Here is a 14,137-nt window from a genome sequence, read left to right as displayed (position 1 = left end):
CCATGACTCAGAAATTAATCATAATCGGTGCTGGCATGGCCACTGGCCGCGCGCTGGAACAACTGATCGAGGCGGATCCGAACGCCTATGATGTGACCCTGTTCAACGCAGAGCCACGCGGTAACTATAACCGGATCATGTTGTCCCCTGTCCTATCGGGCGAAAAGACATACGAAGAAATCGTCACCCATTCCGCCGAATGGTACGAAGAGAACGGCGTCACCTGCCGCTTTGGCGAACGTGTCGCGAATGTCGACCGCGCGCGCAAGGTTGTGATCGCAGAGAACGGCGAAGAGCTACCCTATGACAAGCTGATGTTCGGCACAGGTTCGAACCCATTCATCATCCCAATGCTGGGCCATGATCTGGAAGGCGTCATCGCCTACCGTGATCTTGAAGACACCGAACTGATGATGTCGATGAATGAAACTAACAAGGTCGTCGTCATCGGTGGTGGTTTGCTTGGGCTAGAGGCCGCAGCGGGCATGGCCGCGCGTGGCGTCGATGTGACCGTGGTCCACATCATGGGCCACCTGATGGAACGTCAGCTGGACGAAGCCGCAGGATACCTGCTGCGCAAGGCGCTCGTGGACAAAGGGATCACTGTCCGTTGTCAGGCGAACTCGAAACAGATCCTTGGTGAAAACGGCAAAGTACGTGCGCTGCAATTGGACGATGGCACTGAATTGCCATGCGATCTTTTGGTGATGGCAGTCGGAATCCGTCCAAATGTGAAGCTCGCCCAAGATATCGGTTTGGCGGTTGGCAAAGGTATCCACGTGGATGACCAGATGCTGACGTCGGACGCCGACATTCTTGCGGTTGGTGAATGTGTCGAACATGACGGTGCCATTTTTGGTCTGGTCGCCCCTCTTTATGACCAAGCCAAAGTTGCGGCTAAAACGCTGCTTGATGAACCAGCGACGTTTGTACAACGCGAGATTTCGACCAAGCTAAAAGTTACGGGTTGTGATCTGTTCAGCGCTGGCGATTTTGCCGAAGGCGAAGACCGCGAAGACATCGTATTCCGTGACCCGGCGCGTGGCGTTTACCGCCGCCTTGTGCTGCAATCGAACAAAGTGATCGGTGCGGTCATGTATGGTGATACCGCCGACAGCAACTGGTTCTTTGGGCTGATCAAAGACGCGACAGATGTGTCTGATATGCGCGACACGCTGATCTTTGGGCCAGCTTATCAGGGGGGAACCCCCATGGACCCGTTAGCAGCCGTTGCAGCCTTACCAGATGACGCGGAAATCTGTGGGTGTAACGGCATTTCCAAAGGTCAAATCATCGCTGCAATCAACGGCGGTGCCGATACGCTTGACGCGGTAAAGGCCACATCTAAGGCAGGGTCTTCTTGTGGGTCATGTGTTGGCTTAGTCACCCAAGTGCTGGGCCTGACATTGGGCGACGAATTCAAGATGCCCGAGAAAGAGACGATCTGTAAGTGCTCTGACCTATCCCACGACGACGTGCGCAAGTTGATCATCGCCAAAGAATTGAAATCCATCCCGCATGTTATGCAGGACTTGGACTGGAAATCCCCCGGCGGCTGTCACGTGTGCCGTCCCGCGCTGAACTACTATCTTGTTTGCGCATGGCCCGGCGAAGAGGTCGACGACGGCAAGTCACGTTTTATCAACGAACGCGTCCACGCCAACATCCAAAAAGACGGCACCTACTCTGTTGTGCCGCGGATGCTTGGCGGGATTACCACGCCTAAAGAATTGCGCGCCATCGCCGACGTCGCCGATAAATTCAAGGTCCCAACAGTGAAGGTCACCGGCGGCCAGCGCATTGACCTTCTGGGCGTCAAAAAAGAAGACCTGCCAGCAATTTGGTATGATCTAGGCGAGGCAGGTATGATGTCCGGCCAAGCCTACGCCAAAGGTCTGCGCACCGTAAAAACATGTGTCGGGACGGATCACTGCCGCTTTGGGACGCAAGATTCTACAGGACTTGGTATCAAGATTGAATCTGAAATGTGGGGGGCTTGGTCACCGCATAAATTCAAACTTGCAGTCACAGGCTGCCCCCGCAACTGCGCGGAAGCCACCTGTAAGGACCTTGGCATCATTTGTGTCGACAGTGGCTATCAAATCCTTGTCGGTGGCGCTGCGGGTCTTGACCTGCTCGAGGCACAACTATTGGTTACAGTCCCAACCGAAGAAGAAGCGATCGAAGTGTCCTGCGCCTTTTATCAGCTGTACCGTGAAGGTGCGCAGTATCTGCATCGCCCTTATAAATGGATCGCGAAAGTTGGTCTTGATTGGGTCAAAGAACAGGTCGCGGATGATCTGGAAAACCGTGCGGCACTTGCTGAACGGTTCCGCTATTCGCAAAAATTCTACCAAGTTGACCCATGGGCAGAACGCGCGCGCAAAGGTGTGGATTCACATGAATTCACCCCGCTCGCTGACTTTACAAAGGTAGCTGCAGAATGACTGATTTCATCGATATCGGAAGCGTGACTGACATCCCTGTTCAAGGCGCGCGCATCGTTCGTACGGCGCACGGCGACATTGCGGTATTTCACACAGCATCCGGCCACTTCTACGCTGTAGACGAATACCTTGAAGGCAAAGCAGGCCCATTATCAAACGGTATCCAGCACGGCGAAAAGGTCACAGACCCAATGCGCAACTGGGTGTTTGATTTGGCCACCGGCGAAGCCCAAGGCGCGGACGAAGGCTGTGTTGGCACCTATGAAATGAAGGTCGAAGATGGGCGTCTGCTGCTATCAAGCGCTGCGATTGCCGGACAGGTGGCCGCAGAATGACATGCGTAAAAACAACCTGCCCCTATTGTGGGGTGGGCTGTGGCGTGCTTGCGCAGCCCGACGGCACAATCAAAGGCGACCCTGATCACCCGGCTAACTTTGGTAGGCTGTGTTCCAAAGGGTCGGCGCTCGGCGAGACCATCGATCTCGATGGTCGTCTTCTCGCACCGCAGATCCTTGGCCGTGAAGCGGGTTGGAACGATGCACTAGATCTGGTCGCAACAAAGTTCAGCGCGGCAATCCGCTATTACGGCCCCGACAGCGTTGCCTTTTACGTGTCAGGGCAGCTGCTGACCGAAGACTATTACGTCGCCAACAAGCTGATGAAGGGCTACATCGGGTCCGCCAACATCGACACGAATTCCCGCCTTTGCATGGCATCCTCTGTTGCCGGGCATAAACGCGCATTTGGCACTGACACGGTTCCCGGTACTTACGAAGACCTAGAAGAAGCTGACCTGATCGTTCTTGTTGGTTCCAACCTCGCGTGGTGCCATCCGGTCCTGTATCAACGCATTGCAGCAGCAAAGGCCGCACGCCCGGAAATGCGCGTCGTCAACATCGACCCACGCATTACTGCAACAAGCGATTTGGCCGATCTACACCTGCAGATCAAAGGCGACGGTGACGTTGCATTGTTCAACGGATTACTTAGCCATCTGGCTAATAGTGGGAAGCTTAATAGCGATTACATCAATGCCCACGTCAACGGCTTTGATCTTGCGCTAGAAAGCGCAACTGCGGACGACCCTAGCGCAAGCGGGTTAACCCCCGATGAAATCGTCGAGTTCTACGCGATGTGGGCTGGCACGGAAAAGACTGTCACGATCTATTCCCAAGGCGTTAATCAGTCGATGTCGGGGACAGATAAAGTCAACGCGATCATCAACTGCCACCTTGCCACAGGCCGCATTGGCAAACCCGGCATGGGCCCGTTTTCCGTCACCGGACAACCCAACGCGATGGGCGGCCGCGAAGTTGGCGGATTGGCCAATATGCTCGCCAATCACCTTGATATTGAAAACGCCGACCACCGTGATGCCGTGCAAGCCGCGTGGAACAGCCCGACCATCTGCACCAAACCGGGGTTAAAGGCGGTCGACCTGTTCAAGGCCTGCGCCGATGGCACGATCAAGGCGCTCTGGATCATTTCTACGAACCCCGCTGTTAGCCTTCCTGATGCGGATGGCGTGGCAGAGGCGATCAGCAACGTGCCGTTCACGGTTGTCACCGACATCATGGCGCGGACGGATACCGGCGATTTGGCTGATGTATTGCTGCCCGCCACCGGCTGGGGCGAAAAGAATGGAACCGTCACCAACTCTGAACGTCGTATTTCACGCCAACGTGCTTTCCTGCCCACCCCCGGTGCGGCGCGCCCCGATTGGAAAATCATCTGTGACGTGGCCGAGCGTATGGGCTTTGATGGATTCGGCTATGAAACCGCCGGTGACATCTTTGCTGAATATGCAGCCACAACAGCGCTAAGCCAACAATTTGGCAAAGACCTTAATCTAGCAGCGCTAACAGATGCGGACTATGACAGCCTTGCGCCAACCCAATGGCCTGTTGGCAAGCAAACCCGGTTCTTTGCGGATGGCGCGTTTTATCACCCAGACGGTAAGGCACGTATGATTGCGGTTACCGCGCCAGAGCTCAGCACAGGCAAGTTCAGGCTGAACACAGGCCGCAACCGCGACCAGTGGCATACGATGACCCGTACTGGCAAATCGCAGCGGCTTGGTGCGCATTTGGCAGAGCCTTATGTCGAAATCCATCCCGACGACGCCGATGCAATTGGCGTTGATACGGCGGAACTGATCACGCTTTATGGCCCAAAGGGCAAAGGTATCTTCCGCGCACTGATCAGCGAAAAGGTCGCGCCCGGAAACCTATTCGCACCACTGCATTGGACACGCCAACTGTCTGCCGCAGGTGTCGTCAATAGCACGGTCGAAACCGGCGTCGATCCTATCTCGGGCCAACCCGCCACGAAAAGCGCCCAAGTTGATGCGAGCAAATGCGATGTTGCTTGGTACGGCTTCGCCGTTAGCGCGGCACAGATGCAGCCCAGCCGCCCCTACCATGCTATCGCCAAGACAAGCACAGGTTGGCAGGCAGAATTTGCAGGCATGAAAGCCCCAAGCAACTGGGAACATGAGGCACGCAATATTACGGGCACAAAGGCAGGTAGCGCCGCGGTAATGCAGGACGCCACAACTGGCGATGTCCGCGTCGCGATCATTGAAAACGACCAAATCAGCGCGCTGTTTTTTGCGAGCACCACCCCCGTTGTCGTCGCCCGTCAGCATGCGGCAACGCTGATTGGATCAGGCGTTGCAAGCCTTGCGGCGCTCGCCGGTCGGACGGCTGCGGATATGCCAGACCCCGGTGCCACTGTTTGCGCCTGTTTCAATGTCGGCGTAAACACATTGCGAGGCGCGATTAGCGACGGTGCTATGAGCGTCGCCGCATTGGGCGAAGCAACTTGCGCTGGCACCAACTGCGGGTCCTGCAAACCCGAATTGGCGGCCCTGATCGCACAATTCCAAATCCCGGTGGCCGCTGAATGACCCTAACTCCCTTTGTCCAAACAGTAGCTCGCGGCGCTGGCCGCGCCCGCCCTCTGACACAGGACGAAGCGGCGGAAGCCATGCAAGTCATCTTGGACGGCAAGGCAGAGCCAGAGGCATTAGGTGCCTTTTTGATGGTCCTGCGTTTTCGGGGCGAAATACCTGAAGAGATCGCAGGTTTCACACAAGCGCTACGCGCGAAATCACCGGCGCCGATGTCCGCCGACTTAGACTGGCCGTCTTATGCAGCAGGCCGCACACGCGGTGCGCCACTGTTCTTGCTGTCGGCGAAATTGGTTGCGCAGGCAGGCTACCGCGTGGTCATGCACGGCTGGAACTCTCATCAAAGCACAGGCGCATCTGTACGCGATGCCCTTGGTGCGCTTGATATCCCGTTTGATGCCAGCGACGCGCCAATCACCTATCTGCCCGTTGAAACCCACGCGCCAGAGGCATTCGATGTCTTGCGGCTTCGCGATACGTTTGGCCTGCGGTCTTGCATCAACACGGTGCTGCGCATGTGGAACCCGACCAGCGCCCGCGCGACGGTTCAGGGCGTGTTCCACCCGTCTTATCGCGGGCTACAAGCGCAGGCCGCTGCGCTATTGGATCAATCTGACCTGACGGTGATCAAAGGCGGGGGCGGCGAATTCGAACGCAACCCAGCCAAGGGGATCCAAATCTTTGGCCTGCGCAATGGTAAACATCACCAGACCGAAGCCTCCGCACTTCGCGACGACACGCGCCGCATGAACGAACCCGAAGCCCAAGTGGACGCCACCCAAATCTGGGCAGGCACGCAAACCGATGCCTTTGCCGAAGCCACAGTTATCGGCACGACAGGCATCGCCCTGTGGACATTGGGTGCCGCTGACACAGTTGAACAAGCCGACGCGATGGCCGCTACCCTTTGGGCAGAACGGCATAGCCAGCAAAGGATATCTGCATGAAAACCTTTCCAATGTTTCTGACCATGGCAGGTCGCCGCGTTGTGATTGCAGGCGGCGGCGAACAGGCCGCACAAAAATGCCGATTGATCCTGAAAACCGAAGCGCAGATCACCATTCTGGCTTCCTCACTCGACCCTGAGCTGGCAGATCTCCATGCCGCCGGAAAAATCGGATGGGATAACACGGCGATCACGGCGCAACATTTTGCAGACACCGCGCTGGTATTCATCGCAACCGGGTGCCCCGGCATTGATTCAGCACTTCACGCGCTGGCCAAGGACGCAGGCGCGACCGTGAACGTCGTTGACCGCCCTGATCTGTGCGATGCCATCACTCCGTCTATCGTAGACCGTTCGCCCGTGGTTGTCGCGATCGGCACCGAAGGCACAGCACCTGTGCTGGCCCGGCAAATCAAAACGCGGATGGAAGAACTGCTTGAGCCTCGACTGGGTGATCTGGCTGCGGTCGTGGGCCGTTTGCGCGACAGTGCCGCGATGCGGCTCAAGCCGCGTCAACGCCGCGACCTGTGGCGCTGGGTGTTTAACGGCCCTGCCCGCGACGCGCATAAACGCGGCGCAGAACGCGAAGCAGCACAGCTGATCAAAGATGCAATCGCGACAGCCGATTTTGGGCAAGCCGGCCCTGCTCCAGTTTCACTTGTCGGGGCGGGTCCGGGCTCAAAAGACCTAATCACATTGCGCGGCGTGCAACGCCTGCAAGAGGCGGACATCATCTTTTATGACCGGCTGATTGACCCCGAAATCCTTGACCTCGCACGCCGTGACGCGGAACGCGTTTACGTTGGTAAAGCCCCCGGTGCCCATAGCTGGCCCCAAGATAAAATCAGCGGGTTACTGGTTGCAGCAGCGCGCCAAGGCCAACGGGTCGTACGCCTGAAATGCGGCGACCCCGGCGTATTCGCACGCGGCGCAGAGGAAGCAGACGCACTGACCGAGGCAGGGATCCCATTCGAAATCGTACCCGGCGTCACTGCGGCAAGTGCCGCATCCGCAGCCATGGGTGGTTTCCTGACTGAACGCGGCCAATGCGACACATTGGTGCTGACGACAGGCCGCGGTGAACATATCGACGACACCCCCGATTGGCCTGGGTTATTGACGCAAGGACGACGCGTCGCGGTTTACATGGGCGTCGGCACCGCAGACCGGATCGAAGCCGCGCTCACGACGGCAGGCCTCGCCCATATTGTTGAAGTCGACATCGTCGCCAATGCACAGATGCCGTCGCAAAAGATCGCACAATGCAAAGCGGCTGATTTGACGCAAACAATCAACAATCATGGTATCACCAACCCAGCGATCCTGTTCCTCAGCCACCGGAAAACGGCCCCGGTGCAGCTCGCCCACACTGCTTAAGTAAAGCGAATTGCAAAGCTTTGCTTGCCCTTCGGGCTACAGGAACATAACATGAACACGTAACGACCACAGCGCTGAGACCTTTGATGTTCACTGTCCCACTTCCTCGCATCGGAACCGACGTTGCATGGCGTGATGCTGCCAAACGCCTGATGGGCGCAGGCGTCCCCCCCAAAGAAATCCTTTGGGATTTCGCTGGAACGCTCACGCCGTTGCTCGACAATGCCACCCCGCTCCCCGAAGCCAAGCGTCGGGTGCAAGCTCCGCAAAGCTTCTTAACGCTTGCGCAGACGGTTGTCTGGCACCGGGATGACGACAGGTTCACGCGGCTTTACGCGGTGCTTTGGCGGCTAAGAAATGAAACTGGGTTGATGAACGAAAGCGAAGACGCCGACCTCATCGCGCTCCGCCAATTGGACGATGATGTTCTGCGCGCCCAAAGTCGGATGCGTAAATCCATCAGCTTTCGAGACCTGCGCCAAGGCGGCGCGCGCCACAGCTTTGCCGCGTGGTACGCGCCTGCGCATCATGTGGTCGAACCAATCGCGCCCTACTTCGCGCAACGACTGCCCGACCTAGACTGGATGATCGCCACCCCCGACGTGACCGCTCAATTCATCAACGGCAACCTAAGTTTTCACCCTGGCCAACCCAAACCCGACTGGCCCAGCAACAAAACCCGGATCGACGAGTATTTCGGGGATTTGTTCAGTCCTTCGGGAGAAATACATGCTCCACGCGCTTAAGGTGAAAGCTCAGGTTTCGCGCAACGGCTCCACCCGATATCTTTCTACCCAACGACTGCTGTGCGGGGTGATCTCAATGGATCGATGCAACACATGCGTTGAAACGCTCTGCTGGCGTTTGGTATCCCAGCGTTTCGAGGTCTTTCGTTAAGCTGCCTTGCGACGGCGCTCAGCTTTGCTTGACTATGTATCGACAAATCTCTGCCCTTTGGAAAGTACTGTCGTAGCAAACGATTGGTGTTTTCATTTGAACGGCGCTGCCAAGGGCTGTGACAGCGCTGCTCTGTAGTTCTTGGCGCCTCCATTGCGACTGACTTCGCAACTTATTGTCGATGCCGAGCGACGCAACGATTGTGCAATCGCCCTCAGAGACATTTTGGCAATAAGGCCTCTCGAAATCTCTTCACGTTCGGGCAGCGTAAGGGCCAAACGCGATCTCACGCGTTTAGGTGGCCGAATGCCACCAGTTCGCGCCAGCAGCGGATAAATCGAAGATGAGGCACGATTGAATCTGCGTCCAATCGAACTCAAAAACTCCCCACGCTCCCATCGATCCCACATCTCAGACTTTTGCGTGTCTGTGTAAAACGTACGTGTGCGATACTTCATGATAAACACTTCACCTTTCCTAAAAGATTAAAGTGTTGCGTCCACAAGTTGAAATCACCAGCAGAGCTGTCATTTGTTTTTTTTCAATCAAATGGCTCTTTTCAGGTTTTGTTCTCAACCGGCTTAAGCAAATATGAAAATTGACCAGATCAGATTGTCGATGCAGATCGCCTGCGTTTCGCTTAGGTGGTCTCTCATAGATAACCTGAGAAGAGGTCGAGCAGCATGACAAATGGTAACAAGACGGCAATCGTTACTGGTGGGCTTTCTGGTATGGGGCTGGCGATTGCACGTCGGCTGGCGAAAGACGGGGCGACAATTGTTGTGGGTGCGCGTAGTGCGGGGGATGCAGCGCATGTTCGCGACATCCTTGGTCGCGAACATGCGACCCTTCACGCAGCCGCCTTGGATGTGCGATCCAGCGAAAGTGTTGACGCGTTTGTGGCCGACGTCGCTGCGACCCACGGAAGCGTTGATATCTTGATCAATGCGGCGGGTGTCTATGAATAAGCGGCTCTCATTGGTCATCCGGACAAGGTTTGGGACGATCATATCGAAAGCAATCTCAGCGGATCGTTCCGCACCATTCGCGCTGTGATGCCACATATGAAGCGCGCGGGCTGGGGCCGGATCGTCAATATTGCGTCGGTCGCCGCGCACAACGGGATGGCGAATAACGCGGCATATTGCACATCCAAGGCCGGGCTTTTGGGGTTGGGTCGATGTGTCAGCCTTGAGGGTGCCGCGCACGGGATCACCTGCGTTTCGATCAGCCCTACATGGGTGGAAACCGAAATGTTGTGACGATTCATTGACGCGGATATCGCGGCGACCGGACAAAGCCTTGGCGAGATACGCGCTGAATACGCCAAATCAAACCCGCAGAACCAGCTTGTTCAACCCACCGAGGTGGTAGAACTGGCCGCGTTCCTGGTCAGTGATGCGGCCCGCGCGTTGACGATGGAGGATTATCAGATCAACGCAGGCGCCCTTTGGTAGGCCGCGCCCCGCCGCGCCAATAGCGTGTCCCCGTCACTGATAACGCTATAGGGACGGCCAGATACGCGCGCCCAAGCGGCGCAGGCAGCCGTGTTGATAAAGGACGCATCAGTCTGCAAGGTTTCGGGGAAATTTGCGATGACGTTTGCGATACCGGGGTCAAGATCGACGGAGGCCAGCCAATCGCCCACCGGCATCGCATTGGGATCGTTTGGCGTAATACGCGCAGCTGCCATCAGGTTATAAATCGGGCTACCCATTGCCGTGACTGGGCCAAGCAAAAACGCGGCGGCGGCGGTGACGTCAGTCATCGGAAACGTCAACGATTGCGGCATGTGACCGGCTCGCAAAGATGCCGCGAGGATGATTTCATAGATGTCACGCGGGTTCGGCGCGTCCAGATCATAAAGCGACGGCACCGAACAATTGCAGCAGAAATACCCGATGCACGGATCGCTGTTTCTGCCGCAATTTTCGCGGCGCCGTAGCCTGTGATATTGTCCCATAGCTTCGCGGGTGTTTCAGGCCACGGGCCGCCACGATCAGGAAAAACTGAACTGGACGAGGTGAAGCGCAGGTCCGCATTTGCATCGCAACAAAATTGCAAAACCGTGTCCATGCCACGGGCAGACCAATCGAGCATTTCAGTGCGCCCAATGGCGAGGTTCACCATCGCGGCACAGTGGATAACCTGCCTGACCGAAGCTGCCAGCGCTTTGGCCGCGGATGCATCAAGGCCGAAATCGGGCGCATCCAATGTGCCGGGGACCATGGTGTAGCGATCACTTGCGATCCCATGCCTCACGGCGACTTCGTCCAGCCGGTCACGCGCACCACGGTTTTTATCGCGGACAAGACAATAGATGACATCGCCTTTGGGTAAATCACGGGCCGCTCGGGCAAGAACATGCCCCCCCCCAGAAATCCCGTCGCGCCGGTCAGCAAAATGCCCGGGCGGTCAAAGCTGTCAGTGGGCGCGGGCGCGTCGGCCTCTTGCGTCATCAACTGATCAAGACGGTGTAGCGGCACGTTCATCGCAAGTTCAAAGTCGATGGGACGCCTATAAGCCTTTTCCAGATCAAGCATAAAGGTGACGCACATCAGGCTATCGCCACCTTGGTTATGAAAGCTCAGCGCTGGATCAATCTGTGACGGCGCACACCCCATCGCAGTCGCAGCAGCGGCGATCACGCCATCTTCGGCGGCACTTTCCAACTCGACGTCATCCGTCACGATAGGCAGGGCACGGATGTTTGCTTTGCCAGAGACAGGATGCAGAGGCAGCGCATCCATTTGCACCAGAAAAGACGGAACACAATAGGCAGGCAATACCTCGCGCAATTCAGCGGCAAAGTCCGGCGGCATGCGATTTGTGCCTGCCGTCAGCCCCCAATTGTCCGCATTCGCCTGAACCTGACTGGCATCGGCGGCGTAGTAGAAGATCAGGGTTTGGCCACGCGTTCCGACATCCGCCACCCAAGGGGCGGCACTGGAGAACGCCAGTTTGTCGCGCAACGTATCGGTCAACTCCCGCGTCTGGATCGAAAATCCGCGTAGCTTGAGCATATGGGCAATGCGCCCTTCGATGTGAAGCGCGCCTGTGTCGTCAACCCAAGCCTGGTCACCGGTATCATACAGCCGCGTTTTGCGCCCCTCGATGCTGAGTTCACGAAACCGCAGGCGGGTTTCTTCTGGCCGGTTGATGTAGCCGCGCCCCAACATGCGCGGCCCTTCAAAATACAACTGACCAGAGGTTCCGGTGGGACAAGGTGTGTCAGTTTCATTCAGAATAATTGCGCGCAAATGCTCCATCGGCACACCAACAGACACAGAGGCGTCGCCCGCAGGTTCGGTCAAATGCGACATGCAGACATCATGTGTTTCGCAGATGCTATAAAGGTTCCACAACGCCGTGTTCGGCAATTTTGCAAGCGATGTCGTGACCAAATTGTCGTCTACGACTTCGCCGTTCAGAACAACGCGGCTCAGGGGCAAGCGGTCGGCTTTCGTCTTATCGAGCGCGGTGAGGAACGTGTTGTAGAACGACGGTGTGAACAGCATCTCGTTAACGTTATGTGCGATCAGAAAATCCGCCAGTTCGCTAGGGCTGAACAGCGTGCTGGCATCGGGGAACCACAACTCGGCCCCTTTGCGCAGCGGGCGAAACATTTCCCAGATCGCAAACACATAGATGCCGACGCGCATGCCGCTGCGGTAGGGCGTGAATTCATCACGCCATTCATAAGACAGAAAGGCCGCATCCTGAACCACGGGAATGCATTTTGGCCGCCCCGTCGTGCCTGAGGTGGCCACAAGATAGATCGGATCATCAAGCGACACATGGGCTGCACGAAGCGGTTCACGCAATGCAGCATCCATATGCAACAGGTCCGTCGCATCGACGATTTTACAATCACCCGGCAAATGGCCAGCGGCCACATCTTGGCACGCAACCACCAGACTGACCTGCAATTCGGAAATGATATTGTGCAGCACCATTTGTGGCATTACCGGGTCCAGATGCACAAAAGGTCTCCCCATAATCACACAGGCCACGGCGCTTGCGGCCATTGCTACCCCGGGGGACCCGAAAATACCCACGATCTGCGGTTTCTTTAGATACGGGCCAATATCTTGGGCAAACGCACCAAGCCTGCCGTAGGAAATTGTCCGGTTCTGATCGGACAGAGCAGGCACATCACCGAATTTTTCAATAGCGCGGACAAGATCATCGGCGACGGTCTGGGATGGGATGGGATCATGGCGAGTGTCCTTCTTTATTTCAAAGACCTAACAGGGCTAATCAAAAATGACACCGTATTCTTACAATCTTTCTGGACAAGCTGAATTGACATACCTCGCACCAACGCCTGATTCGATCAGGTCATCAAAGCGGTCACTTATGACCTGCGCGGCATCGGTTATAGTGGGCTCAATGCAGCCATTCTTCTAGAGGAAATTCCGAGGCCTATAACCAGCCCCGGACAACCCTTAAGTATTAAACAAGAAATGCATCACATCGCCGTCTTTGACGATGTAGCCTTTGCCTTCGGCCTTCATCTTACCAGCTTCTTTCGCGGCTTGTTCGCCACCAAGGCCGACAAAATCATCATAACCGATGGTTTCCGCACGGATAAACCCGCGCTCAAAGTCGCCGTGGATGACGCCAGCGGCTTGTGGGGCGGATGTGCCTTCTTTGATAGTCCAAGCGCGGGCCTCTTTCGGGCCGACGGTAAAATAAGTCTGTAGGTGCAACAGTTCGTAACCAGCACGGATCAGACGGTCTAGGCCCGCTTCCTCTAGGCCCATTTCGCCCAAGAACATTTCGGCCTCTTCGGCGTCGAGCTGGCTGATTTCTTCTTCGATCCGGGCAGAGATCACAACATGGGAATTGCCCTGCGCCGCAGCCATTTCGGCCACACGTGCAGATTGGCTGTTACCAGCGCCAGCGCTTTCTTCTTCGACGTTACAAACGTACAGAACCGGCTTGGTAGTCAGCAGTTGCAGCATCTTCCACGCCTTGGCATCATCGGCATCGACCTCAACGGTCCGCGCAGGTTTACCTTCTTCCAACGTCGCTTGGGCCGCCTCAAGCAAGCGCACCTGCTGCACAGCCTCTTTATCACCGCCACGGACCTTACGTGTTAGGTTCTGCAGGCGCTTTTCGATGCTCTCCAGATCGGACAGCATCAGTTCTGTTTCAATCACATTTGCGTCTTCAACCGGGTCAACGCGACCTTCTACGTGGGTAATGTCGTCGTCTTCAAAGCAACGCAACACATGGGCAATCGCATCACATTCACGGATGTTGGCAAGAAACTGGTTACCCAGACCTTCGCCCTTAGACGCGCCCTTAACCAGACCGGCGATATCAACAAACGTCATCCGGGTCGGGATGATCTGCTTGGACCCAGCAATTTCAGCCAATTTATCAAGGCGCGCATCAGGCACAGCCACGTCACCCACGTTGGGCTCAATGGTGCAAAACGGAAAGTTCGCAGCCTGCGCGGCAGCGGTTTTCGTCAACGCGTTGAACAGGGTTGATTTGCCCACATTTGGCAAACCCACGATACCCATCTTGAAACCCATGTCAGCTCTCCTT

General features: G+C 56.4%; 10 protein-coding genes and 3 pseudogenes. 7 read left to right on the top strand and 6 right to left on the bottom strand.

Going from position 1 to position 14,137, the window contains the following annotated elements; genetic code table 11:
* The first annotated feature begins 2 nt into the window (after positions 1-2).
* From nirB to CLV80_RS03760, 6 genes are all read left to right on the top strand, one after another.
* Positions 3-2,447, top strand: coding sequence for a nitrite reductase large subunit NirB (nirB, locus tag CLV80_RS03785; RefSeq protein WP_106354980.1), 2,445 nt, complete (start codon positions 3-5; stop codon positions 2,445-2,447).
* Positions 2,444-2,782, top strand: a complete 339-nt coding sequence (locus CLV80_RS03780; protein ID WP_106354978.1) for a nitrite reductase (NAD(P)H) small subunit — start codon at positions 2,444-2,446, stop codon at positions 2,780-2,782. The genes nirB and CLV80_RS03780 overlap by 4 nt, the downstream gene beginning before the upstream one ends.
* Positions 2,779-5,355, top strand: coding sequence for a nitrate reductase (locus CLV80_RS03775; RefSeq protein WP_106354974.1), 2,577 nt, complete (start codon positions 2,779-2,781; stop codon positions 5,353-5,355). The genes CLV80_RS03780 and CLV80_RS03775 overlap by 4 nt, the downstream gene beginning before the upstream one ends.
* A complete protein-coding gene (locus CLV80_RS03770; protein ID WP_106354972.1) occupies positions 5,352-6,305 on the top strand; it encodes a glycosyl transferase family protein in 954 nt (317 codons plus the stop codon). Before CLV80_RS03775 ends, CLV80_RS03770 begins: the two co-directional genes overlap by 4 nt.
* Complete coding sequence (cysG, locus tag CLV80_RS03765; RefSeq protein WP_106354970.1) at positions 6,302-7,681, top strand: siroheme synthase CysG; 1,380 nt, start codon at positions 6,302-6,304, stop codon at positions 7,679-7,681. The genes CLV80_RS03770 and cysG overlap by 4 nt, the downstream gene beginning before the upstream one ends.
* A gap of 86 nt (positions 7,682-7,767) precedes the next feature.
* A complete protein-coding gene (locus CLV80_RS03760) occupies positions 7,768-8,427 on the top strand; it encodes a DUF4130 domain-containing protein (protein WP_106354968.1) in 660 nt (219 codons plus the stop codon).
* A 73-nt stretch (positions 8,428-8,500) separates the two neighbouring features.
* On the opposite strand, the pseudogene CLV80_RS18635 reads toward CLV80_RS03760, so the two are convergent.
* A pseudogene (locus tag CLV80_RS18635) lies at positions 8,501-8,699 on the bottom strand (transposase); the annotation flags it as partial.
* A pseudogene (locus tag CLV80_RS18850) lies at positions 8,686-9,036 on the bottom strand (helix-turn-helix domain-containing protein); the annotation flags it as partial. The pseudogenes CLV80_RS18850 and CLV80_RS18635, both read right to left, overlap by 14 nt.
* Before the next feature lie 225 nt (positions 9,037-9,261).
* On the opposite strand from CLV80_RS18850, the pseudogene CLV80_RS03750 reads away from it, so the two are divergent.
* Positions 9,262-10,035 (top strand): annotated as a pseudogene (locus tag CLV80_RS03750) (SDR family NAD(P)-dependent oxidoreductase).
* Here CLV80_RS03750 and CLV80_RS18620 read toward each other — a convergent pair.
* From CLV80_RS18620 to ychF, 4 genes are all read right to left on the bottom strand, one after another.
* The gene (locus CLV80_RS18620) at positions 10,008-10,346 is read right to left on the bottom strand and encodes a hypothetical protein (protein ID WP_243394400.1); all 339 of its coding nucleotides are present in this window, start codon (positions 10,344-10,346) and stop codon (positions 10,008-10,010) included. The pseudogene CLV80_RS03750 and the gene CLV80_RS18620 sit on opposite strands and share 28 nt — an antisense overlap.
* Before the next feature lie 8 nt (positions 10,347-10,354).
* Entirely contained in the window at positions 10,355-10,900 is a 546-nt protein-coding gene (locus CLV80_RS18615; protein WP_243394420.1) for an SDR family oxidoreductase, read from the bottom strand.
* Complete coding sequence (locus tag CLV80_RS03745) at positions 10,837-12,732, bottom strand: non-ribosomal peptide synthetase (RefSeq protein ID WP_243394399.1); 1,896 nt, start codon at positions 12,730-12,732, stop codon at positions 10,837-10,839. Before CLV80_RS03745 ends, CLV80_RS18615 begins: the two co-directional genes overlap by 64 nt.
* Positions 12,733-13,026: 294 nt before the next feature.
* Positions 13,027-14,124, bottom strand: a complete 1,098-nt coding sequence (gene ychF / locus CLV80_RS03740) for a redox-regulated ATPase YchF (protein ID WP_106354966.1) — start codon at positions 14,122-14,124, stop codon at positions 13,027-13,029.
* Positions 14,125-14,137 lie beyond the last annotated feature (13 nt).

It is taken from the genome of Yoonia maritima, assembly GCF_003003285.1.
Lineage (GTDB): Bacteria > Pseudomonadota > Alphaproteobacteria > Rhodobacterales > Rhodobacteraceae > Yoonia > Yoonia maritima.
This window is presented reverse-complemented; position numbering and strand designations above follow the sequence as displayed.

Excerpts from the sequence above, each read along its gene's own strand:
- CLV80_RS18620 (WP_243394400.1), bottom strand. The coding sequence starts at position 10,346 with ATGACTGACGTCACCGCCGCCGCCGCGTTTTTGCTTGGCCCAGTCACG.
- CLV80_RS03780 (WP_106354978.1), top strand. The coding sequence starts at position 2,444 with ATGACTGATTTCATCGATATCGGAAGCGTGACTGACATCCCTGTTCAA.
- nirB (WP_106354980.1), top strand. The coding sequence starts at position 3 with ATGACTCAGAAATTAATCATAATCGGTGCTGGCATGGCCACTGGCCGC.
- CLV80_RS03770 (WP_106354972.1), top strand. The coding sequence starts at position 5,352 with ATGACCCTAACTCCCTTTGTCCAAACAGTAGCTCGCGGCGCTGGCCGC.
- CLV80_RS03775 (WP_106354974.1), top strand. The coding sequence starts at position 2,779 with ATGACATGCGTAAAAACAACCTGCCCCTATTGTGGGGTGGGCTGTGGC.
- ychF (WP_106354966.1), bottom strand. The coding sequence starts at position 14,124 with ATGGGTTTCAAGATGGGTATCGTGGGTTTGCCAAATGTGGGCAAATCA.
- cysG (WP_106354970.1), top strand. The coding sequence starts at position 6,302 with ATGAAAACCTTTCCAATGTTTCTGACCATGGCAGGTCGCCGCGTTGTG.
- CLV80_RS03760 (WP_106354968.1), top strand. The coding sequence starts at position 7,768 with ATGTTCACTGTCCCACTTCCTCGCATCGGAACCGACGTTGCATGGCGT.